This is a genomic window from Succinivibrio dextrinosolvens, from assembly GCF_900116345.1.
GTDB lineage: Bacteria > Pseudomonadota > Gammaproteobacteria > Enterobacterales > Succinivibrionaceae > Succinivibrio > Succinivibrio dextrinosolvens_B.
Genome location: NZ_FPAH01000019.1, coordinates 25,984 through 49,017, shown reverse-complemented (window position 1 = coordinate 49,017; position 23,034 = coordinate 25,984). Strand labels below are relative to the sequence as shown.

General features: G+C 42.2%; 20 protein-coding genes. 15 read left to right on the top strand and 5 right to left on the bottom strand.

Annotated elements, in window-relative coordinates:
• Nucleotides 1-663: 663 nt before the first annotated feature.
• On the bottom strand, nucleotides 664-1,809 hold the full coding sequence (locus BM308_RS07545; protein ID WP_074944198.1) for an acyltransferase family protein: 1,146 nt from the start codon (nucleotides 1,807-1,809) through the stop codon (nucleotides 664-666).
• Between the two features lie 242 nt (nucleotides 1,810-2,051).
• Here BM308_RS07545 and pnuC point away from each other — a divergent pair, with 242 nt between their 5' ends.
• The 5 genes from pnuC to BM308_RS07520 are packed head-to-tail and all read left to right on the top strand — an operon-like array spanning nucleotide 2,052 to nucleotide 5,127.
• Nucleotides 2,052-2,630, top strand: coding sequence for a nicotinamide riboside transporter PnuC (gene pnuC / locus BM308_RS07540; protein WP_074944196.1), 579 nt, complete (start codon nucleotides 2,052-2,054; stop codon nucleotides 2,628-2,630).
• Nucleotides 2,600-3,256, top strand: coding sequence for a thiamine diphosphokinase (locus BM308_RS07535; protein ID WP_074944194.1), 657 nt, complete (start codon nucleotides 2,600-2,602; stop codon nucleotides 3,254-3,256). Before pnuC ends, BM308_RS07535 begins: the two co-directional genes overlap by 31 nt.
• A 10-nt stretch (nucleotides 3,257-3,266) precedes the next feature.
• Entirely contained in the window at nucleotides 3,267-3,752 is a 486-nt protein-coding gene (locus BM308_RS07530; protein WP_074944192.1) for an NUDIX hydrolase, read from the top strand.
• A 37-nt stretch (nucleotides 3,753-3,789) separates the two neighbouring features.
• Nucleotides 3,790-4,146, top strand: a complete 357-nt coding sequence (locus BM308_RS07525) for an arsenate reductase family protein (RefSeq protein WP_074944190.1) — start codon at nucleotides 3,790-3,792, stop codon at nucleotides 4,144-4,146.
• 51 nt (nucleotides 4,147-4,197) lie between these two features.
• Nucleotides 4,198-5,127: a metallophosphoesterase gene (locus tag BM308_RS07520; protein WP_074944188.1), complete on the top strand. Its 930-nt coding sequence runs from the start codon at nucleotides 4,198-4,200 to the stop codon at nucleotides 5,125-5,127.
• 252 nt (nucleotides 5,128-5,379) lie between these two features.
• On the opposite strand, the gene pncB is transcribed toward BM308_RS07520, so the two are convergent.
• Nucleotides 5,380-6,597 (bottom strand): nicotinate phosphoribosyltransferase, encoded by a 1,218-nt coding sequence (pncB, locus tag BM308_RS07515; RefSeq protein ID WP_074944186.1) that lies wholly within the window; start codon nucleotides 6,595-6,597, stop codon nucleotides 5,380-5,382.
• A 283-nt stretch (nucleotides 6,598-6,880) separates the two neighbouring features.
• Between pncB and BM308_RS07510 the strand changes: the two genes are divergently transcribed.
• From BM308_RS07510 to BM308_RS07470, 9 genes are all read left to right on the top strand, one after another.
• On the top strand, nucleotides 6,881-8,872 hold the full coding sequence (locus tag BM308_RS07510; RefSeq protein ID WP_074944184.1) for a type IV secretion system DNA-binding domain-containing protein: 1,992 nt from the start codon (nucleotides 6,881-6,883) through the stop codon (nucleotides 8,870-8,872).
• A gap of 9 nt (nucleotides 8,873-8,881) precedes the next feature.
• A complete protein-coding gene (locus BM308_RS07505) occupies nucleotides 8,882-9,412 on the top strand; it encodes a hypothetical protein (RefSeq protein WP_074944182.1) in 531 nt (176 codons plus the stop codon).
• Between the two features lie 23 nt (nucleotides 9,413-9,435).
• Nucleotides 9,436-11,337, top strand: a complete 1,902-nt coding sequence (locus BM308_RS07500; protein WP_074944180.1) for a hypothetical protein — start codon at nucleotides 9,436-9,438, stop codon at nucleotides 11,335-11,337.
• 9 nt (nucleotides 11,338-11,346) lie between these two features.
• Nucleotides 11,347-12,939, top strand: coding sequence for a TraI domain-containing protein (locus BM308_RS07495; RefSeq protein ID WP_074944178.1), 1,593 nt, complete (start codon nucleotides 11,347-11,349; stop codon nucleotides 12,937-12,939).
• A gap of 323 nt (nucleotides 12,940-13,262) precedes the next feature.
• Nucleotides 13,263-13,778 (top strand): hypothetical protein, encoded by a 516-nt coding sequence (locus BM308_RS07490; protein ID WP_074944177.1) that lies wholly within the window; start codon nucleotides 13,263-13,265, stop codon nucleotides 13,776-13,778.
• 260 nt (nucleotides 13,779-14,038) lie between these two features.
• Nucleotides 14,039-14,533: a hypothetical protein gene (locus tag BM308_RS07485; RefSeq protein WP_074944175.1), complete on the top strand. Its 495-nt coding sequence runs from the start codon at nucleotides 14,039-14,041 to the stop codon at nucleotides 14,531-14,533.
• A 229-nt stretch (nucleotides 14,534-14,762) separates the two neighbouring features.
• Nucleotides 14,763-15,161, top strand: coding sequence for a type III secretion system chaperone (locus BM308_RS07480; RefSeq protein ID WP_074944174.1), 399 nt, complete (start codon nucleotides 14,763-14,765; stop codon nucleotides 15,159-15,161).
• On the top strand, nucleotides 15,154-15,582 hold the full coding sequence (locus BM308_RS07475; RefSeq protein ID WP_074944172.1) for a type III secretion system chaperone: 429 nt from the start codon (nucleotides 15,154-15,156) through the stop codon (nucleotides 15,580-15,582). Before BM308_RS07480 ends, BM308_RS07475 begins: the two co-directional genes overlap by 8 nt.
• 11 nt (nucleotides 15,583-15,593) lie before the next feature.
• Complete coding sequence (locus BM308_RS07470; protein WP_074944171.1) at nucleotides 15,594-18,869, top strand: hypothetical protein; 3,276 nt, start codon at nucleotides 15,594-15,596, stop codon at nucleotides 18,867-18,869.
• 64 nt (nucleotides 18,870-18,933) lie between these two features.
• Here BM308_RS07470 and BM308_RS07465 read toward each other — a convergent pair whose 3' ends face one another.
• Complete coding sequence (locus BM308_RS07465) at nucleotides 18,934-20,010, bottom strand: substrate-binding domain-containing protein (protein ID WP_074944169.1); 1,077 nt, start codon at nucleotides 20,008-20,010, stop codon at nucleotides 18,934-18,936.
• Between the two features lie 262 nt (nucleotides 20,011-20,272).
• Between BM308_RS07465 and BM308_RS07460 the strand changes: the two genes are divergently transcribed.
• Nucleotides 20,273-20,584 carry a flagellar basal body rod protein FlgC gene (locus tag BM308_RS07460; protein WP_074944168.1) on the top strand — a complete coding sequence of 104 codons (312 nt, stop codon included), beginning with the start codon at nucleotides 20,273-20,275 and terminating at the stop codon, nucleotides 20,582-20,584.
• Nucleotides 20,585-21,059: 475 nt separating this feature from the next.
• Here the strand turns inward: BM308_RS07460 and BM308_RS07455 are convergent, their stop codons facing one another.
• Together BM308_RS07455 and BM308_RS07450 are read right to left on the bottom strand one after the other, a co-directional pair.
• Nucleotides 21,060-21,593, bottom strand: coding sequence for an RloB domain-containing protein (locus BM308_RS07455; protein ID WP_074944166.1), 534 nt, complete (start codon nucleotides 21,591-21,593; stop codon nucleotides 21,060-21,062).
• Nucleotides 21,586-22,761 (bottom strand): AAA family ATPase, encoded by a 1,176-nt coding sequence (locus BM308_RS07450; RefSeq protein ID WP_074944165.1) that lies wholly within the window; start codon nucleotides 22,759-22,761, stop codon nucleotides 21,586-21,588. Before BM308_RS07450 ends, BM308_RS07455 begins: the two co-directional genes overlap by 8 nt.
• Between the last annotated feature and the right edge of the window lie 273 nt (nucleotides 22,762-23,034).

The window sequence follows — 23,034 nt, the reverse complement described above, 5'->3', positions numbered from 1 at the left end:
TCTTTTTCTAAAGCCTGCAACTTTGAGTAAACTACAAAGACCAAGAACAGAAAAAAGAGAAGAAAATGTATCAGTAAAATTGCTAGAAGAGGTATTTTTAGGTATCATATTCATGGTGTGTTTTTTTATGTTAACTTTTTGTTTTAGCAGATAAAATTATAACATATTAAACACACCTTTTCATCGATATCTATCAGATATATAAGCCTTTTTTGCTTATAATCACACCTCTTCCCAAAAATAAATCAATACAAGTTTTTAAAGAGCATCAAACCTAGAGTGAATCTAGTTTTGTTTTAAATTTCCATGTGGGAAACTAGAGTTAGTAATAAATCCACAGTCTTTTAGCCTGATTGCCTTTTCTGGGGGATATTCTCCACTAAGGAAACTTTCAACTATATTCTCTGTCATTTTTTTCACATCCCTATTCTGTTTGTTATAAAAAAACTTTATAAATTATATAGATAAACAAAACGGTTTAAAAGATTTTATTGATATATAAGGATTTTTTTAGACTAATAAAAATGCTCTGAGCTTTGTGCTGTTAGAGGGATGGAATTCTTATAACTTGCTGATTTACTGATTATTTTAAGTTTATTGAAAAGACTTATGCAGGAAGGTTGCCCACCAGCTTTCACCGGTGAGCAGTACATGAGGTAAGGATTACAGCTTTGAATTAGCCCATCTGGTCAGAGGCTGCTCCAACAGATGATGAGCTGCAACTGCGGCAGCCAGAATACCGATACATACTAGGGAAATCAGCAGTACAGGATTCTCATAGCTCCACTTAAGGTCTGGCAGATTTACATAGTCTCTTAAAGCTCTGATCACAATGGTGTGAACCAGGAAGATAGCGTATGAGTACTTGCCTAAGGTTACTGACAGAGGATTGTTTAGACCTCTTGAGATGAAACCGCGGTTGCACAGGAACAGCCAGAACAGAGCCACAAAGCAGATCTGAAGCCATACTCCGTCTAAAGCCCAGCGGGTCAGCTCAGGGAACCAGGTCTGAGCGGTGAGAGTTGCAATCTGATCTGGTGGCACAGTAAGTCCCTCTGGGGTAGGAATTCCGGTTGAACCTCCGAAAAGACTGATAACTATTGTTAAAAGCAGAACCGCCTCAAGCGCACTAACCCCAGGATGTACCTTTGTCTGTGTCTCTGGCTTTCTGTCTGCGGTATATGATTTCCATACCTCACAGAGCAGGATGCCGAAACCGATGTAGGCAAAACCTCTTACCATAGGGAAGATGAAAGGCACGACGATAAATACACGTCTTGAATACATGTAGAAGCAGATAAAGGTAATGGTACCGATTGCCAGAAGAGCCTTGTCATGACCTAATGCTTTGAAAATACAGAAATATATTACAGATACAAAGAACAGGGCATTTGCAAACCAGGCTACATACAGGATGGTTGCATCAGGACCGAAGTGATGGGTATTCCAGTCTAAAAGCAGCAGAGAGTTGAAGATGTTGACGGACAGCGGATACTGCATGATGTCAAAACCGGCTGCAATATAGCCTACTATGGTCAGGGCAATAATGAATGGTGCCAGACGTAGCCACTTTCTTAATGCAAAGTGAAGCACAGTCTCCTCTGTTCTTACCTTGTAGAACAGGAAAAAGCCAGACATCAGGAAGAACATCTCCACAGCCTGCCAGCCGGAGGTCCATTTTACAAGCCAGGAGAACTGCTCGGCCCCTGACAGGTTCAGGTAGGCGATATGTACACCTACTACGGCCCAGATTAAAAGAAAGCGTAAAAATTCGAGGTTTTTAAAGCCTCTTTCACTGTATTTTCTCATTTGTTATCTCGATAATCTTTGTTTTTATGAATGTTTGCTGGTTAAGAAAATTGTTGGGAGATTGTATATGAAAACGTTTACATTCAGTGTTATTCAGATCACACATTATTAAACTGCCAAAAAAATTGCCTAACTGAAAATACAGCTTGAAAGCTACTTTTGGTCAAAATAGACTACAATGTCTTTCGGTATTCAGAACGATTTAACAATGGTCAGCCAACGGCTGCACCTGGCAGATTTTTATGGAATTTCTAACAGAACACGGCCTGGAACTTTTTACTACCTTTTTAGGCCTGATTTATCTTTACTATGAGTACAAAGCCTCTATCTGGCTGTGGCTTTTAGGTATCATCATGCCGATGATTGATATCTACCTGTTTGCTACCAGCGGCATGTATGCCTATGCCTTCATTTCCTTTGTATTCGTGCTGGTTGCAGTTTACGGTGTATTAAACTGGAAGTTTGGCGGAAAGGGACATACCGAGCGACTTATTACTCATATGACGTTTAAAAAGATTGTCCGTTATCTTCTGGCGACAGCTGTTATTTTTGGAATTACTTATCAGGTACTTGTCACCTTTACCGACAGTGAGGTTCCTGTAATGGACAGCTTTACCACAGCTGCCTCCTTTGTCGGTGTATTTGCGCTGGCCTATAAATATGTGGAGCAGTGGCTCGTATGGATTGTGGTGGATATTATTTCGGTGATTCTCTTTATCCATCAGGGCCTGCCTTTTAGAGCCGCACTTTATGCATTTTATGTGTTTGTAGCAATTCAGGGATATCGTAAATGGAACAGCATGGCAGTAACATTCCGGTAATTCTGGCAAACGGTGATTTTCCAACCCACAGAATTCCTCTGGGCATTCTAAAGAATGCCGACTATCTGGTCTGTACCGATGGCTCCTTAAATGCGCTGTTAAGATTTAAAAAGGAGCATTTATCCGATCTCAGCATTGTAGAACTTGAACCTTCTGCTGTGGTTGGAGACGGAGACTCTCTGTCAGATGAGCTGAAGGAAAAGTATTCTCATATCTATGTCGAATACGCAGAGCAGGATTACAACGACCTCACCAAGGCTACCCGTTTCTGTATAGAAAAGGGCTACTCTGAGATTAACTATCTTGGAATCAGCGGCAAGCGTGATGATCATGCCTTGGCCAATGTCTCTCTTTTAGTCTGGTATCTTAAGAACTTTAAGATAAAGGTTCGTGCCTATACCGATCATGGTGTCTTTATTCCCTGCTGCGGTGATAACACCTTTGAGGCGAAGAAGGGCACACAGGTAAGTATCTTTAATTTCGGAGCAAAAGGTCTTAAGAGTACAAATCTCAAATGGGATATCTACGATTTTGATGAGCTCTGGCAGGGAACCTTGAATGAGGTGACCTCTGAATCCTTCTCCATTAAGGCTGAAGGCTACTATCTGGTGTTTCTGAACTATTAGGCTTGGCTTTATGATCTCACGAAATAATCTCACCACTCTCTGCTATCTTGAACAGAACGGCTGCTATCTGATGCTGCATCGAACCAAAAAGGAAAAGGATATCAATAAGGACAAGTGGATCGGGATCGGTGGACATCTTGAAGAAGGAGAATCTCCTGAGGAATGTCTTGTCCGTGAGATGAGGGAGGAGACCGGTGTGACTCCTCTGTCACCAAAGCTTCGTGGAATCATCACCTTTGTTTCGGACAGGTACGGAACTGAGTATATGTTCCTGTATTCAGCCGAAGCTTATCAGGGGGAGTTAAGCTCTGACTGTCCTGAAGGTGATCTTCAATGGGTTGAAAAGGATAGAATTTCCTCTCTGCCTCTGTGGGAGGGAGATAAGATTTTTTTACGACTCATGTCTGAAAATCACCCATTTTTCTCTCTGAAACTCTCATATCAGGGGGATAATCTTGTCTATGCGGCCTTAGACGGAGAGGAGCTTAGGCTTTAATCTGTCTCTGGCCATATCTTCACAAAGAGAGGTTCGCATGATTAAGGTTTACTGCTACGAGAGGTGTACCACCTGCAAAAAGGCTCTTAAATGGCTGGATGATCATGGTGTCAGCTACGAGCTGCTTGATATCAAGACCGAGCATCCGGATGAGAAGACTCTAAGGGAGCTTCACGCTAAAAGCGGTCTGCCTCTAAAACGCTTCTTCAACACCAGCGGTCTTCTCTACAAGTCTCTTGAACTTTCCAAAAAGCTGCCTTCAATGCCTGAGGATGAGCAGTACCGACTTCTATCCTCCGATGGTATGCTCGTTAAGCGTCCTCTGGTGGTAACAGGATCTTCTGTACTGGTTGGTTTCAAAGAGCCTGAATGGCAGGTACTTCTGAAAAAATAGTCTATACAGGACTTCAGTGTTTAATTGAAGATTCGGTATTCTGGAGTGTAAGTGAAAGGTTATGACGTTATAGGTGATGTTCACGGCTGTTATGATGAACTGTGTGAGCTTCTGGATAAGATAGGGGAATCCTCCGAGCGTAAGCTTATATTTGTGGGTGATCTAATTGACCGCGGTCCTAAACAGAAGGAATGTGTCACTCTGGTTCGAAAGCTTGTGGAGCAGAACAAAGCTCTGTGTATCATGGGTAACCACGAATATAACGCCATTCTCAAACGTATGAACCTGAGACTTAAAAAAGATCTGTTCGCCCTTCCTTTCTGCGATTTTGTAGATTCCGACAGGGATTTCTACTATGACGCCATTGAGTGGATGAAGACTCTACCTCTATGGCTTGATCTACCATCTCTGGGTGTGGTTCATGCCTGCTGGAACTCCCGTCTGATGAGAATTCTGGCCTCATATCTGGACTCAGAGCGCCGCGTTAAGAACGATTCCTTTTTTGTTGATTCCTCTAAGGAAGCTTCCGGCTGTACTATCACCAAGATTGCCGATGCTGCTGAAATCATTCTCAAAGGCTCTGAACTTATCCTGCCTGAAGGGGAGTTCTTTGTGGATAAGGATGGCAAAAAACGTAAGGAAATCAGATATAAATGGTGGCAGACGGTAACAGAGGATACCCGCTACTGCGATATTGCCCTAAGTGTTGGCGATGCTGTAATCACCGATAAAAAACTGGGGCAGATAAAGGGCTGGATCGGCAAGGAGCCGCCTAAGCTTATTGTTGTAGGTCACTACTGGCTTCGCAGCCGTTCCCCGGACAATGTTTCTCTTGAGGATGCGGCCTTTTCTGATAAGGTCTTCTGCAGTGATTTCTCCTGCGTGAAACAGGGAAGACTTGCAGCCATCAGAGTTGATCTGAATTCTGATGACAGTGTAGGTGGCGTGTCTGTGGAAAGTGTGGCTTCAAGAGAGTTTTAACTCATAAATCTGCATAAATTTCACGATTTAAGAGGATTTTCCGTTATTTCTCCTCAATCGGAAAAGAAAATATATTTCTCCCAACATAAAAAAGCTCTTTTTCTGTTTTCTTTAAATTTCCATACCCAGGCTTTAAAAGAAAAATCTCTTAAGGACCTGGGTATGCTAAATTTCATTAAAAATGACAGAAAAGAGCCTAAAAAACACAAAAAATCTAATAAAAATGAATAAAAACGCTAAAAAATCTAAATTCTAGCGGTCGTTATTCATTCTCCAGGTGATACATCTCTGCAGATACTTGACGTAGTCAGGATTCTTGCACATTTCCTTGCCCTTAACATCGGAAATCTTGGCTACATCCATGCCGTTGCAGGCGGTAGTCTTCATTACAATGTTCAGAGGTTCCACCTTGGTATCATTTGACAGATAGGTGCCGATACCAAAGGCTACCTTGGCCTTGTGCTTGAAGTAGTGATACAGATCGTTTGCTCTCTTGAAATCCAGACTGTCACTAAAGAGTAGAGTCTTGTTCTTAGCATCAATTCCCAGTCGGTTATAGTGGGCCAGCATCTTGTCTCCCCACTCGAAAGGATCACCTGAGTCATGACGGGCTCCTGAGAACAGGGTAGCGTAGGTAAGCTGGAAGTCTCTTAAGAAACAGTCGGTGGTGATGGTATCGGTCAGACAGGTTCCGTTTAGAACTCCGTACTCCTTAACCCAGGCCTCCAGGGCAAACCAGTTGGAGTAGGCTGGATTGTGCTTGTGATTTCCCTGACCTACACACATAATCCACTCATGGGCCATGGTACCGATAGGGGCAACATTGAATTTCTTAGCCAGATAGACATTTGAGGTTCCGGCAAAGAAGCTGTCCTTAAGGTCTGCCTCTTTAAATCTCTGAACCACCATAGCCTGTGCCTCAGCAGACAGACGACGTCTTAAACCGAATTCACTGAAGCTTGAAATCTGGTATTTTCCGCTTGAAAGCCATTCAATCTTTTCATCAAGCTTGTCGCTGAAACTCTTTAGCAGATCGTCATAATCGTACTGATATCTGAAATAGACCTCATTGATGATGGCCAGGGTTGGAATTTCGTACATACTGGTGTTCAGCCAGGTACCCTTGGTCTCAATGGAAAGTCCGCAGTCACCTTCGTTGGTGATGGTGAAATCCTCATAGCGAGGGGACCAGAGTCTTAAAAAGTCCACATAGGAACCTTTAATCCAGCGGATCTTGTGGAGGTAATCCAGTTCCTCCTCGGTAAATCTCAAGGAGCAGTAAAGCTGAATCTGAGCTTTGATTTCCTCAACCATTTCAGGGGTGAAGAAGATCTCCTTATTGCGGCATTTGAAGGACCAGGTGGTTTTGTAGTCACTGAACTGGTGGTAGATAGCCTGTCCCATTGAAAACTTGTACATGTCGTTCTCAAGCAGGCTGGAAATAATCTTGGGTAGTTTATTTTCTAGCATAATATTTTTTTAGTTATATTTAATAGTGAATTCGGATTCCTCATCTTAACGCAAAAACGGCATTGCGGTGGGATTTTTATGTATATTTTGTCCCAAATCCGTGACCGGTCACAAATGTGAGGCTTCTCTCAGATTCATCCCTTGTTTAATAGAAAAAACACTCCTTCAGAATTTTCTGTTTTCTTATAAATCAAAAGGATATTGAGAATTCACGAAAAAAATAAAGCCTTATTTTCCGCCCCTAAAATTTCAGCCTTATGATCGCGGCCTCTATGGGGGAAAAATGCGACAGAGTAATTTGGCAAAATCAGATCCTAAAAACATCTACCTTTTTATAATGATCTTCAATTTAAGCTGGTTTATGGTGAATTTTATATTCACAGACCTGCTTTTTATGGTTTTTAACGGTATATTTCTATGTTTTACCGTAATTTCCTGTACCGTGTTCCTGGGCTTTGAGGAGTTCTACTTCTCCTCGAAGAATGTTTCCTCATTTTTTGAAATATCGGTTAAAAAACTTCAAAAAAAGCTCAAAAATGAGCTGATTTCTTTCAAAAACCGTAAATTTACCTCAAAACCTGTATATCTTGGGGTGGGCTATGAGTTCAAACCCAAGCACAGCAGAGAACTTCATACGCTGCTTGATCATGGCCTGACTGGGGCTACCGGTCCTAATCAGGGCAGCTTTCAGATACAGAATCTAGGCAGAAACAGAGATATCTTTACCCATGTAAAAGATCTTGAAGGTCATACCCTGATCTTCGGAACTCCAGGCTCGGGCAAGACCAGGTTCTTTGATCTGCTGATTACTCAGGCCATCTTCAGGGATGATGTGGTAGTTGTGATTGATCCTAAAGGAGACAGTGAGCTTAAAGATAAGGCCAAAAGGGCAGCAGAGAGTATGGGCAAACGCTTTGAGGTTCTGGATACCTATACTTTAGAGAACAACACCTCAGCCTTCAATCTTTTAGGCTCCTCCTCAAAGCCTACAGAGATTGCCGATCGTCTGACCTCCCTGCTTGATACCAAGTCGGATTTCTCCAACTACGCCTCGGAGGCTATCTGTGCGGCGGTGATCTCCCTTCATTATATGAGAAGAGCGGTTACCATCTCTGCTATCAAGAACGCCATGTCGCTGAAGTTCTACTTTCAGGGGCTGATTGCAAGGCTTATCAGCTATGCCTTTGAGAACAGCTCAAAGGAGGCGTTAGAGCAGCTTGCAGCCTTCTTTATTAAGAACAGAATACCTTTCTCTGATTTTCCCAAGCTGGAAAAATACATGAATATAAGCGGAAAGGATATTGAGGTTTCAAAGTCTGAAAAGACTGAAAATGCGGATACAGAGGAGGATAGTGCCGAGGAGGAGCCTAAGTCAGGGAAAACCTTAAGAAAGGGGACAAAAAAGAGTGCATCAAAGTCGGCCTCCTCCTCTGATCCCTATTCAGGGAGCTTAAAGACCAAGGCCAGACACCTCTATCAGATTTATGAGCTTATCCGCTCCCAGAATAAAAACAGCTCTCCTGCCGAGGAGGAGTTTGAGCATCTGTATTCCATGTGCTGCAAGGATGAGACCTATTTCCTCAAGGTATCCTCTTCGGTCAATCCGATTATGAGTACCCTGTCCATGTCCTCGCTGAGTACCTATTTTTCAAAGGAGAGCGGGGCTATCAGTATCCGTGACATCTATATGTCCAATGCGGTGCTGTATGTTTCCCTGAATTCCCTTAAAAACTCGCTTTTATGCTCCTATGTGGGAAGACTCATTCTCTCTGATCTCTGCTCCTTCTGCGGTGATATCTATGCCAGAAATCATCATGGTCCCAATATCAGTATCTTTGTGGATGAGGCCGCCGAGGTCTGCAACGAGTATCTGGTGCAGCTTTTAAATAAAGGTCGTGGTGCTAAAGCCTCGGTCACCCTGGCAACCCAGACCTTAAGTGACTTTAAAAAGAAGTTCGGATCGGATTATGCGGCAACCCAGTTTATAGGTAACTGCAACAACATGATTGCCCTGCGCATCAAGGATGCCGATACCGCCAGAGCCTTTACCTCAACTCTGGCTAAAACCTCGGTATACCGTCGCTCCAAAGCCGTCGCCTCAAGATATGACGTTTACACCCGAGGTGTCTCCGAGACCTGCAACTATGGAGTCTCTGCAGGGGAGGAGCCTATCTTTCCAGACTCAGCTCTTATGATGCTGCCTAACTTTGAGTATGTGGCAAAGCTCAATGACGGACGTTTCATCAAGGGAGTAATTCCGGTAGTGACTGAGTAGGAGGCGACTATGCTCTTTTATGTGATTGAAAAGCTTTTCTTCTTTACACTAGCCTGTGTGCTCTTTTCTCTGCTCCTTATGGGGCTGGATTTAAGGGATGAGCCTTCGGTAACCTTTATTTATCCTGAGCTGGATACTCTTAACAACTGTTTTGCCGAGGTATTCTTTGACAGACTTAAAGCTGCCCATCACCTGATGGAGCCTTTTGTCTTTTTAAGGAATACCGTGCTTTATGACATGCTGAACCTTGCGGTTATGCGTACGCTGTTTTTAGTATACGGCCACCCTCATATCCTTCTGCAGGTGCTGCTTTTAGGTGTCAGCTTCGGCTATGCCCTGGTCAGTATGTTCAGAAGCTCCATGTTCTCCCTTAAAAGTACCATCACGCTGATTAACTTCTGCTACAGACTTTTAAAGTATCTCTCGGTCTTTCTGCTGTTTCAGTGTTTTGCTGATCTGATTTATCTGACCGCCTTTGTGCTCCTGTTAAGTCTGTTTATCTTCGGGTGCAGGCTTGCCGTGATTTTCTTTGTAGGCTAGATACAAAATTTAGTGAGTTTTATATGTTTGATTTTATTAAGAATATATTTAAATCCTCCGAGAGAAATGTACTTATTTCAAGACAGGTTATCTCCCTTGAGGATAATGTGTTTGCAGACGGTTCCGTGTTTTACTCTGCAGAGGGAGACTGTGTCAGACGGGTAAGGGGGACCGAGGAGCTGATGGAGGAGTACGCCTTTTTAATTGAACTTATTAGAAACAGGGCCTTAAGCTCAGACTGTTTTATTGATTTTGAGCTGGAGGTACTGCCGGTTATAAGACGCTTTATCAGCATTGTAAGTATTGCCCCTTCAGAGCATGCCCTGAGCAATGTCTTCTCCACTTCTCTCATCCGTCAGGCGCTGCTGGGCATCCTGAGATTCTCAGATATCTATGACCGATCATCTCTGGCTGTCTCCACCGGCTCTCAGAATTTCTTTGAAAGTCTGTATCTGATGCTGACCTTAAATCTTTATCGTTTCTATAACCGCTTCAGGATAACGACTCCGGGGCGAAACTATGAATTTAAACTCTTTCGTCACGACTCCCTTGAGGAGTTTATAAGAATTCACAAAGCTACGCATTTAAGGTTCTATTTAAAAAAGGCCTTTGAGCCTGACATCAGCTTTGACAACTGCTTTATGCACCTTGCCGCAAAATGTGCTCAGACTCATGAGAGCCTCAGACGCTCACCTGAATATCTTAAAATCAGGAATCTAACCGCTACCCTTTGTTTTACAAAGGATGAGCTGCGCTTTAACTCGCCGGAGAAAAAGCCAGAAATTGATAATCTCTTTTTAATGGAGAACAACCTTAAGAACATGCTCTTAAAGGCTGATGAAATCAGTGCCTTTCTGTGTGCCCATGAGGGAGATATGGTTCTTGATCTGGGCGTCTATTTAAGACGCTTTTTATCCAGCGGTATTATCAGTGAAAAGACAGAGGGGGCCTTTGTACTTGAGGATGGCTTTGTCATCGAGGAAGGTTCGCCTGCGCATTTTCTTATCTATAAAGCCGTGGAACGTTATTACACGGATTTGAGCTTTTTTGCTGATTTTAGTGAAAATCTGAAGGATTTTGACCTGAAAAATGAATTTTCAGAGCTAAAAAATGAAAAATTCAGCAAAATTGATATGGAGGATAGCAGAAAGAATTTCTATGAACTCATTCTAAACAGTGAGTATCTGTTTTCCAATCTCTATAAAAAGAAAGCCCGCTGGATTTCCCTTTTAAGACAGCGTAAAACCTATCTGGTCCGAGGTTTTGAGATATATTTTGGTCATAATCAGGAGAGTCTCTCCGCTGATCCCTATACCGTGGTGGAGCTTCGCAGCATGAATGATCCTGCTCCTCTTTTAAAGACACTGCGCTGTACCACCATACGTGCCTATGATCCGACCTATATCGAGTTTAAGTCCATGAAAGGTCCGCTGCATTTCTACTTTTTAAAGGAGCCTTTAGACTCACTTATAGAACTCGATAAAATCCGCTTCTCGGTGATCCCTGAGGAGAGCGCCCTCAAGGTTAAAAAGGCGACATATGAGGAGGTGGAGGAGTTTATGCTGGATAATGCCGCTTTTAGTGATGAGGCTGAGACTAAAGCTGATAAGGCGGAGGCGGGAGCTTCAGAGGAGAAGAGGGGGTCTTCTAAGAGTGCCTCCTCAGTGAACAGAAAAACTAACTCAAGAAGTAAAAAGGACAATGTAAAAAGTGAAGCTGCCGTCAGTGCAGCAGAGATTAAGGTTAGTGCTGCCTCCTCAATGTCTGACTCTACCGGCTCTGATCTCAGTACCATGTCCTCGGAGGAGCATTGTGATCTGGAAAGATCACTAATTGAGAGTTTCAACTCAGAGCATAAGCTTGATACTGAGGCAGAGCATGTGAAGACTTCTGCATCTGCCAAAACTTGTCGCAGAACCGCCTAGTAAAGTAAGATGTTTCACTCTTTTGTAAGCCGCTGTCTTAAGCTTTATCATCACAATCCTCTATCCTCGGAGAGAGGGGCCGGATATTCCTTTATCAGAGGAAAAAGGTCAAAGGCTTCTACTGGTCTCGAGGATAACCGCTTTGAGGATTATAAACTTCTTCTAAAGGATGGCAGTGAGCTTTTTGAGGTTCTGCCCATAAAGCGTCTTATTGAGAATAACCGGGCACTTATCGCCTCCATAAGAGAGCGCTCCATGCTCGATGAGAGACTGTACATAAGGTATATAAGACCAGCCATCTGGACTCTTGCCGGCACGGTTTTCAATGCTCCGGCCTCCCATGTGCTGCATGATTCTGAGTGCGGAGGGCTTCTCTCCCACTCTCTTTTAACCGCTTTTCTGATCCTGGATTCCGCCCGAAGATTTGAGATCTTTGAGACTGTTTGTGCGGAGGATTATGAAAGGCTGGAGGTGTTTTTACTTATATTAGCCCTGATGCATGATGTGGGTAAGATAATATCGGACTACGAAATCACCACTCCGGGAAAGAAATATGTCTTTAGGACGGATGATATCTTAAAGGATACTCTGGAGGCTTTTGCCAGATACCATCGGGCGGATTATCTGCGCTATCAGTTCAAGGCAGGCCGCTCCAAGGTGCATGACAGGATTTTCTCGGTACTGATGCTGCAGTATCTAAACGACCGTCCAAAGCTTTGCAGCTATCTCTCCTGTGTCAGAAGAAAGGATGGCTCTACCCTAAACCTGTATCGGGAACTTATTGATTTTGATGAAAAATCTGAGTTTTATGAGGTTTTAAAGTCAGCTGATTCCAGAGCCTGCTGTGCCAGTATCTGCCGTTTCTCCTCCATGTACGGGGCAGGGCAGTATCTATTATCTCTGTTTTTAAATGACAGAATTGATCCTGCCCTGGAGGGCTTTTATCGTCTTAAAAACGGCTATCTGGTGGAGCATGGCTCTGAGGCCTATAGAGCTCTGGCGGTGGCCCTTGATCTCTATGGGGAAATTGAGCAGAAGGCTGCAGGCGCACTTGCCTTCTATGAGGAACATGAGGGAACTGAAGTTCCTGTGGCCATAAGAGATCACAGACAGCGCAGCTATGAGGTAAGTTCAGCCTACAGGAAAAGACTATTAGGCTGTGATTATGATACATATGCAGGTATAAACACCGATGTACTGGTCTTCAAGCGGGAGTCTTTCTTTAAAAGGCTGGCCTCCACAGGTTTTCTTATCAAAAAAGGCTACATCTCCTGCTTTAACTGGAATGAGGTGAAGTTCCGAGGTCAGAAACGCTATGTCTACGGTTTCTGTATCAATACCGGAAACAATCAGGGGGATAACTGCTATTCCCTTGTAGATCTTGAGTTTGACCGGCTGATAAAACAGCTTAAAAAGTCCATTCGTGTGGATAATGCCGAAAATATAACCTCTTTTTGTTTTAAAGAGGGGATGAATCTTAACAAGGTTCTGATGCATCTTAATGATCCGGATTATCTTGATCGGGCCATTGATAAAGACTCATTAAGGTTCAACTTCTATACGTCAATCAGAGCGTCTGAGCGTATTCGCCAGAAAAGATAGCGTACAGAAGTGCTCATTTTTTTCCTGGAACAGGAGCATTTTTCTATTCCTGCAAGTTCAATTTATAAAAATGTGAAATACCTTGCAAAATAACCTTTCATCATTTTGTTTTATAAGGATTTATATGGGTAGACTGTAGTGTAAAAAGATGCGTTAAAACGTGATGTTTATCTCATCTTTTAACAAAATAAGATTATCTTTAAAAGTAGGTAAAATATACGAGAATTTTTGTATTATACTTAAGTCAAAGGTTAAGGAAAGGAATCTGATTAAAACTTAAAAACAGCTTCCGCAAAGATTTTCTACATTAATAGGTGATTATCATGACAGTTTCAGCAGTATCTACTTCAGGTGTTAATGCAATCAAGGGTACCGAGTTCGAGGGCATGTCAATCCAGATGATGGCCGCAATGGTTATGCTGGAAGTAGGTGCTACCAAGAAGAAAGAAGCCGAGATGAAGATTTCTGATATGAAGGGCCAGAACGATAAAGCAAAGGCACTGAATAATCTTCTGGACAGAATGAATGCCAAACTTGGTGGCGTTACCAAGGATGAGGATTCAGATAAAGTCACAAGAGGTGTTATTCTTGGAACCTTTATGAAAGAAGCAAAAGATTTAGGTATAGACGTATCAGGCTGGAATAGCTCAAAGAGTTCAGAGCAGGTACGAGCAATTACCTCAGGTATCCAGCACATGGCTGAAAACTGCAACTCTGACAACCAGACTCAGATGGTTAAGCTTCAGGACTTTATGGGCCAGTACAACAGCTTTATCAGTGGCGCAAGTGATCAGGTTAAGAACGCCAATCAGATTCTGCAGGGGTTGGCAAAGAACTAAAGAATATAATCACCTTAGTGGAGGATGCCTTCAACACACAAAAGGCATCCTTTTTTATGATTTAAAAAATAATTAACTATCAGTTTCTTATAGCTTTAATAAGCTTATGTGAATCCTGTTACAAATCTAATCTAAACAGATAAAATTATCTAAAGTAGATGCAACAAATATAGAAAAGTATACTATACTTAAATCAAAGAGTTTTTAAGGAAGCTGTCTTTTGTACTTCCACAAAGTTTTTCTTTCAAGAGGGCACGACCATGACAGATTCAACCATTTACACTTCATATGTAAAATCAACCACAGTTGCAGATGTACAACAAATAGGCGTTAAGATGGCCACAGTGGTACATCTAATGGCAGCGTGTGGATCTGAGCAGAGTAAAGCCGTGGCATTTGTGAATGAGGTTAAGTCTGAACTCGGTAAAGCTCTGAAACTGAATGACTTTGCCTTCAGAATGGAGCGTCAGCTGAACAATGTTACCGGTGACAGTATTCAAGACAATAAGGAGAGACAAAGAATTATTAGCTCTTTCCAACAGGAGGCTGATGCTTTAGGAGTTGATACTTCTTCCTGGAAAGGAAACTCTGGAACAATTGAAAAGGATAAGTCTCAATCTATCGTCAAAACTATCGAGAATATGGCAAACAACTGTAAGGACAATGTCAAGAACACGATCATTAAGGCAGTAGATTCTCTTGGTAAGCTTGACAGCGTTATGAACAGTACAATAGAAGCCTTAAAAGAGTTTTAACCGCAGTTATCCGCTCTAAAAAAGATGTCCCATATACGGGATGTCTTTTTTTTCTGTCTGATACACTTCCTCTCTTATAGATCACCTCAAAATCTGACCTTATACAGATCCTCGGATTTTTAATGTGATTAAGGTCAATTTCTACTACTTTTACTAAAACATGAATCAACTCTATCACTTATACTGTATAATATTCCATTGCAACGTATTTCGACATAAGAGAGCTTTTATGAATACCGATTACGCAGAATTCAGTCGACTTGTAAGGGAGTCGTATCCAGATACCGTAGAAAGCAATGGCGGTGTGCTGTCACTGACCTTTGATACAGTAAGCCTTTCTATTATTCCTGTTCCTGCAGATCCTAATGCCGTACTCTTCAGACTCAGAGTACTTGATCTAAGAGGCCTCGCCCGTCCTTTTGAGTTTGCCCTTGCAGCCTTAAAAGGTAATTTCTTCTGGTCAGGAACCTCTGGCGCCACTCTTTCTGTAGGCAAGGACAACATCCTGTATCTAACAGAGAGACGTTATCTTAATGAGTTTCCTAATGCCCAGATTCTTGAGAACTGTTTTGAAGAATATGCACGCAGTGTCAATGACTGGCGTATGAGAGGTCAGACCTATGCTTAGAGATCAGTTTGCATCAGTTTTAAAGGAATTCGGCTCTCTGGTAATGGAAGATCTTTCACTGGATGAGACTGACAATACTGCAACCTTTACCGTGGATGATGACATCATCATCAATCTTAACTATCTGAATGAATCCGATACGATTCTGCTTTTCTCGCCTGTGGGTGCTTTTGGTGACCTTAATGCCTCTGATGCCGGTCAGAAGGCTCTGGCTCTTTTAAAGCTCAATGATTTAAGCGGAGCTGCCTGTGAGGTTACCCTGATGCTCGATGGAGAAGGTGAACTTGTGCTTGCCGCCGACAGACGCAGTGCCAATACCATCAGTTCTGCTGATGCCTTCGCCGCATGGGTGGAGATTATGGTTCGCTCAGTCAGAGCAACCAGAGAGTATTTTGCAAAATATTTTCCTCTTGAGAGTTAGGAGGATGAGCTATGAGCGAGCGTATTAACAACGGCCTCAATCCAGGCTTAAACAACATTATTCCTCAGGGTGAGAATGTCGTTAACAATAATATTATCAATGATAATTCCAACCCTAACGTTCAGCGTCAGGAGCAGATAAACGGAAATCAGCCTCCACTTGTGAATGAGCCTGATTCCGGTGTTCATGACTATCTGAACGGTAATGCTAATTCCTCGTTCATAGCAGGAAGAGGTCAGGCCCAGAATTTTGCCAACCGTCATGAGGTTATCTCCGGCAAGGACTGGGACTTTACCGATGCTGAAAATGTAAGAGATCTGGTCAAGGAATCCTTTAACAACATCAAGAAATCCATCGAAGGAACAGATGTATTAAACGAGCTTGATAAAAAGGTTTCCACCCAGATTGCAGAGCTTCTGAAAAACAACGGCATGACCGACAAATTCAATGACAAGCTCTTAGATGATCTGACAAAGGTAAAGCAGGACATCAGTAATCTGAGAAAAGCCAGAGCCAAGCTTACAAAGGGATTATCCTCTGATGGAGGAAAAGATCCTATTGCTGATCTTGCGATCATGAAGAAGACTCTGCGTGTTTTCCGTTATGAAACCCAGAGTATTCTGAACAAGAACAAGCCTGGCTCCAAACAGATGGATTTCTTTGAGGGCAAGCTTCGTGCCATTCAGAATTTCTTCACCTTTGGCATAAAGGATCATGTAACCGAGCAGGACTTTGCCGATGTTGCCGCTCTGGAGAAGAAGCTTCAGGACAGTCTGGATGCTCTACAGTCCAGAATGAAGGTGGCTGATTCCCAGGCTAAGCCTATTAAACTTCCGGAGAAATTCAGTCTTGAGTCCTCCATTGAAGATACTTTAGAGCTCTCTCATCGTACCAACGATCAGATCCGTATTTTTGAGAAGGAGCATTCTGAGAAGGCGGTTCTAAGAGAGATCATAACTCCCTATGCAGAAAAGGGCGGCAAACGTACTGTAGAATTTACCGCTGGTGTCGGTGCCTTTATCGGTCTTGGTTTAGAGTCTGTGAATGCCGGTGTCCGTGCAGGAGCCCGTTTCAGGGTGATTGGTGAAATCAACTGTAAGGGCAAGGGACATCCTCTGGAGGTTACCTTCAGAATCGGTGGCGGTATTGAGGCAAAAGCCCTGGCCAAATTCGGTAACGAACAGGCTAAGACCGGAATTAAGGCAGAGGCTGGTGTGGGCGGTCAGATGACCTATTTTGTTACCCGCTCCTATCCAACCGTAGAGGATATGCTCCTTGATTGCGATCGCTGCAAGCTTGCTACTTCAAGAACCTTAGGTGCTGCGATACTTGGCGGTTTGAAGAAGTTAGGAAAAGCCGTAGGCGGTCTTGGCGTAAGTTTCTTCAAATTCCTGGGCCGTCACTCAGGTGAGGTTATGCAGAGCAACAAGGAATATCTTGATAGCTTAAAGACCCGCGGTGTGATCAACGTGTTAGATGCTGTCATGGCCAAACGCGCAAATCCTCTGGTTGTTGCTGAGCAGACAGGCTGGACCGGACAGATTCTGGAAAATGCTTCAGCTAATTTTGGTCTTGGTGTCACCGGAAGTCTTGGCGTCGGAGCCTCGGCCACCCAGGCGCGAGATTTCAATGTTCAGTCAAAAATATATGTTCCTTTTGCTAAGATGGTTACCTCAGCCAAGGATGCGGATAACTTAAAGCAGCTTTTAAGACCTGGACCAGATGGACAGACTGTACCGGTACTTCCTGGTGATAACGAGGATCTGTCTGTATTTTTTGATGAAGCTGTCAAGGCTCAGCAGGATAAGGAAAAGCCTACCACTGAGGACTGGGCTAATTTTGCCAATAAGATCCGAACTCTTATGGTTGCAACCGAGCTTCGATGCCGCAGTGGAAATATGTCAAGAGAGGTTGCTGACCGACTTTTAAACCGTATGACTTCTCCAACGGTAAAAATTCCTCAGGATATTTTCCGTGAGTATCTGATGGAAGGATCACCAGCAGGAAAACCTCCAAAGATTAGAACCTCAGCTCAGGTTAAACTGAAACTCTCTGTATTAAATGATGTTACCGGCGGCATGACCAAGGGTATCGGCAATGTCTTTGTGAAGGCGGTTGCTGACGGTGCTGTAAAGGAAATGCGTCACCAGATAGGTCTGGATTCCTCATATCAGTATGTATATAGCACGGAGATGCCGGCTCCTTCAAGTCAGGATATCAGACCATGGGAGCAGGATAATAAATCTTCCCATGCTATTGTTGTCACCAACACCGCTCCTTTCAGAGCCATTATTGATATTGCAACCAAAATTGCAGCCGGAAAAGGACAGCCTCCTGAGCTTCAGGAAGAAAATACCATCCTGAATAACGCCAAGCAGGCGGGTATTGATTCTCTTAAGGATGCCGGCAAGGGAGCCGCTACCAAGATGATCATCAATACTCTTATCGCAGGTGTCAAGGAAGGAGCAAAGGCGGCAGTTATAAGCTGGCTGTCCAATCCTGATAATATTGATAAGCTTTTTGCCTGGCTTGAAAAGAATGCGGGAAAAGCCTTTGATATGGTTGTCAATGTTCTGGAGTGGGTTGCAACTCATCCTGAAAAGGCACTTGCGATTGCCGAGCAGGCTGTTGCCATGGTTAAGGGTACCAACGTTATTATGGATTCGGAGAGAACTAAAACAGTCAGGTTCGACTTTGTGAATGGTGAGCTTGAATCTGTGCTGGTTTCCACTAACCAGAAGTCCGATCTTGGAATCAATGTTGATCCTTTGGGCGTTGGTCTGGGCGTGGGCTTTGATCTGAAGTACAGCGTAAGCGAATCTCTCAACGACCGTCGTATTATGGTTAAACCAACTCTCAATACTCTTCTGGCCAGAACCGAGAGCTATACTCTGAGCGATACCTCTCTGAGAATGGTTGAGAACAGTGAGCCTCTCAAGAATTATCTTGCAAAGAATCTCAGCTCTATCAAGGATAATTTTGAAGCCTTTACCGGAGAGAATGCTACTAAGACCTATAATCAGGCCAGAGCCTTATGCTCAGGTGATCCTCTGCTTTTAGAGAAACTTGAAAGTTCCTGGGCTAAACTTAAGGGGGTAAACGCGAATACTCCTGACAATGAGCGCGTGGATGCACTGCATGATTTTCTGATAGCTACCACCAGAGCCTATCGTATTACTCTTCCTGTGGAGGAGGCTCCTGTAAAGCAGAACAACGTGAATGCTGTACCAGAAAATCGTAACAATCCTGAACCTCCTCAGATTCAGCAGCAGATTCTTATGGTCTGACCGATAGGGAGCAGAAGAAAGGCGATGCATTTTGCATCGCCTTAAAAAATCTTTTTGCTCTTGTCTAGCTTTCCGCATCAAGGAATCCACTGTCCTCTATAAGCTCTCTCATATTATCCTTATCCACAAATTTTGGAGAACATAAGAGAGTAGGTATCCTGTTTTTTCCATCGGGAGTGTTACTTTCGGTAGCGTTGACCTGTACAGGTTCTCCGTTGATGAGCTGCAGCACCATATGAGCTGCTGAGTAGGCCAGAACACGGGCATCCTTGAAGATACACATGGACTGCATACCGCGCTTGATGTATTTAAGGTTGTTAACCATACAGTCCTGTCCGGTTACAACCGGGAAGTTGTTCTTTCTGTAGCCTGCGTTGGTATAAAGTGCCTCTATGACACCGATTGCCAGACCGTCACTGTGACAGAGTACGGCATCAAGACTGTTTTTTCCCTCATCAGGTCCGATGTTCAGCTGATCGATAAGGCTTATCATTCTCTTTTTTGCCTCATCTGGAAGCCAGTTTGGGGTATAGGTTCCTTCCTTGGCTTCTACTCCTGAGCGGCAGAGCAGCTTTCCCTGATCAAGATAAGGCTTTAGTATTTCCATGGAGCCGTTCCAGAAGGACTCAACATTGTGATCGTGCTGGTCTCCTGAGAAGAACTCAATATATTTAGGATCATCGGAGGTATTCTTCAGATTGAGTTTCTGTTCCAGATAATCTCCAAAGATCTGACCAACCTTGTAATTATCAAAGGTAACATAGTAGGAAACAGCATCTGAATCCATAATCAGACGATCATAGGAGATGACAGGAATGTTCTTTGCCTTGGCCTTTTTTAATACCTCGGTCAGTGCACTGCCGTCCACAGGGATAATTACGAGATAGTTACAGCCTTCATCTATCAGGCCTTCAATATCCTTAATCTGGGTTTCTACAGTTCTGTCTGCTGTTTTGACAACCGCCTCATGACCGTTCTCCTCAATTTCACTCTTCATGACTTCTCCGTCCAGATTAAAACGTGGTTTATCCGGGTTAGGCAGGGAAATACCTACCTTCTGTGCTTCAGATGGAAGCGAGAATGACATCAGAGTAACGGATACGGCCACAGTCAGGATTTTTTTTACAGAAGAGAACTGCATGTTATGTACCTCGGAAAAACAGTCACACTTCAAGTGTAGGTCAGATTCAGCAATAAGGATAATAGGTAGACGATCTGAATTTTGTTCTGCTGAAAAGCAGTTGAGAAAATTAATCACAACTTAATTGTTTTGTATTTCAAAAGGATCGGAATTATTTTGAATTTTATAATATATTAAACAGGAAAACTTGACGAAGATCACCTATAATACTGCACAAAGGTTTGAGACCTTTGTTTATTTTTCAATCCTTCACGGAGAGTTTATGAGTTTAGCTATTTCTACTTCTGGTCTTGATGTTAATCAGTTTAGAATGAACAGCACTGGTCACAATGTTGCCAATGCAAATACTGAGAACTTTCATGCTCAGCAGGTAGTATCATCAGAGAATGCTTCTGAAAAAAATACAGCTGCCGGTACCTCTGTAAACGCAGTAAAGAAATCAGCAGAGACTGGTGTAAACATCTCTTCAGAAATGACTGATATGAAGCAGAGCGAAGTTGTCTACAAGGCAAATGCTAAAGCTGTTCAGGTTCAGAACAAGGCTATGGGATCACTTCTTGATACCGTGGCTTAACTGAATACCACAGATTTTTCTATCTCCAAACTAATAATAACAATGGCAAAAAAAATAATACACTGACCTAGAGGCAACTTTAGGTCACGTATTTTTTAGATTCTACTCAGGAGAATTTATATCAATGCTGTTAATGTTATCTCTACTATTAGTGACTGTTACCGTAACCAGATTATTTACTCCAGCTGCAGCAAAGGCTGTTAGCTCAAATCGTAATCGATAATCTTTTTTCTCTAATCTCTAAGAATACCTTTGGTAGTGCAGGCTTTGGGTGTGCACTATTTGTATTGTGAATAAGCTGATGATGTATACAATCATGTATATGTGAAATGATGTAATTATAAGAGATTGATTTCAATTACCAGTCGATTACATCAAAGAACTCATCTAAGTTACTGTTTCTTTGATTTAACATATCCTCGTTATAAACGGTGGACTTTATTGTTATCTCAAAAGTCTTTTTCTTGATTTCATATCAGTTTTTTATCAGTTTTTCCTGATTGCGAATTGTCTCAAGCATATTAACAAAAGACTTCCTTCCTGAATTTAAAAAATCATATATCTCAGTGTTATTCTTGAATGAATCAAGATCCTTATATTTCCAGTTTTTCTCTATATAATTTTTTGTATCCTGACCATTGTAATCATTGTCATGGAGACAGGCTACATATTCAAAGTCAGGATTGTTTGTAATAACAAATATTGCAGTGTTTCCTTTATTGTTTTGAATTTTGCAGTATTCCAACAGTTTCAGGAAGTTTTCTCTTTCGCCTTGAACCTTTTGGATCCTGTCTGCATCAACAATAATAAATTTGGCTAAGTAATTTGACTGTGATTCTTTTTTTATCTGCCGAAGAAAATTGGAATATCCTCCGCCTCTCATATTAATAGGCTTCAGTACAAGCTCAACTCCTTGATTTTTTCTCATCTTTTCGGTGTAGTTGTATTCGGTATCGCCTTCGCAGAAAATGGCATACCGTTTTTTTAGTACGCGTATTTTTCTACTCAAAAGCAGTTCCTCCCAAAATACCTTTCATATAGAATTCGTATATTTTTGCTGTTTCGTATCTTACTTCTGGAAAGTCTGCCAGAGAGTAAAGTTCAGAAGTAAGGAATTCCTTATTTTTCGTTACAAAGTATATTTGTTCTTTCATATAGGTCTTTAAATTCAAATGGAGCACGTTATGAGTTGAGAAAACAAATTGTCCCTGATGTTCTGAGCCATTAATAAAGGCAACAACTCTATCTGAGAGGATTGGATTTAAAACTCGGTCCATCTCGTCTGCAAAAACAACTTTGTTCTCATAGACTACACGGAATATCTGCACCGCCCACGCGAAAAATTCTTTAACACCAGTAGAATCCTGCTGAAGTTCTCTTTTGATCTCATTTCCATCAGAATCTTTTCTGATAATTAGCGATTTACCATAAGGTTTGTCGTTATCTACTTCTATCCTGTTGATACTGTAATCAACCATACGGAATATATCCAGATAGCGAGGATCTTTCAAAATTCTGATTTCATCTTCTTTGCCAGCGGGATCGTTTTCTCTGTCTTCTGGTACAGCTCCTGCAAGCAGGATGTCCTTAAACCAATATACTGTTTCGATTGCGTCCTTATTTCCTAAAAGAGCCATTTTGCTTACAAAGAGACCATAGCTATTATTACTGTTCTTTAATGCTACAGTCAGTTCACTCGCCTTTCCCTTCTTCTTTTCAAAGAGTCCTTCGGAGTTACGCTCAACTTCAAAAATACATGAGAAGGCGGCCCTTCTCTTGTTCTGTTTGCAGAGTGCTTCTTCGACAATGCCTTTCCTGTCTATAGAAAGAGCATATCTGTAAATCTGTCCTGACTTAGAGATAAATGTGATTTTAAATTTCTGGACAGGTTCTGTTTCTGAGAGGATACTCTTAGCATTAACATATGCTCCTACAGACTGAACCTGGAAATTGGTATCTACAAGGTTCTTAAGAAACTTAAGACTTCCTATGAAATTAGATTTACCTCCTGCATTTTCACCAACAATGACAGCTGTTTTAAGTAGATCATAATCTGTGTTTGTAGAGGTGAAATTATCTGGGAAGCGCTGTTTTATTTTTCCTGAAGGTGCTTCTAGGCTGAATTCACTGTTGATATTAAAAGAGCAGAAGTTATTAAATTTAAAATCGATCAGCATATGTTTTCTCCTTTTCAGGATCTCTTCTCTATATGTATTATATAATATTTTAACAACTAAAACGGATTTCTGTTTTAGAATAAGATTTTTGATGCTATTTGGAGATAATTTTTGCTAGTAAATGTTGATTTTTGCGTTTAGGTGTTAACTCTCCCTTTTATCCAAAAATGCTTATAGCAATGCTTTGTAAATGGCTGGTTGCAACTATTTGTTTTATAAATATATTTCTGAAAAATATCCTTTTTTCCAATAATATCTTTATCCGTTCACCAA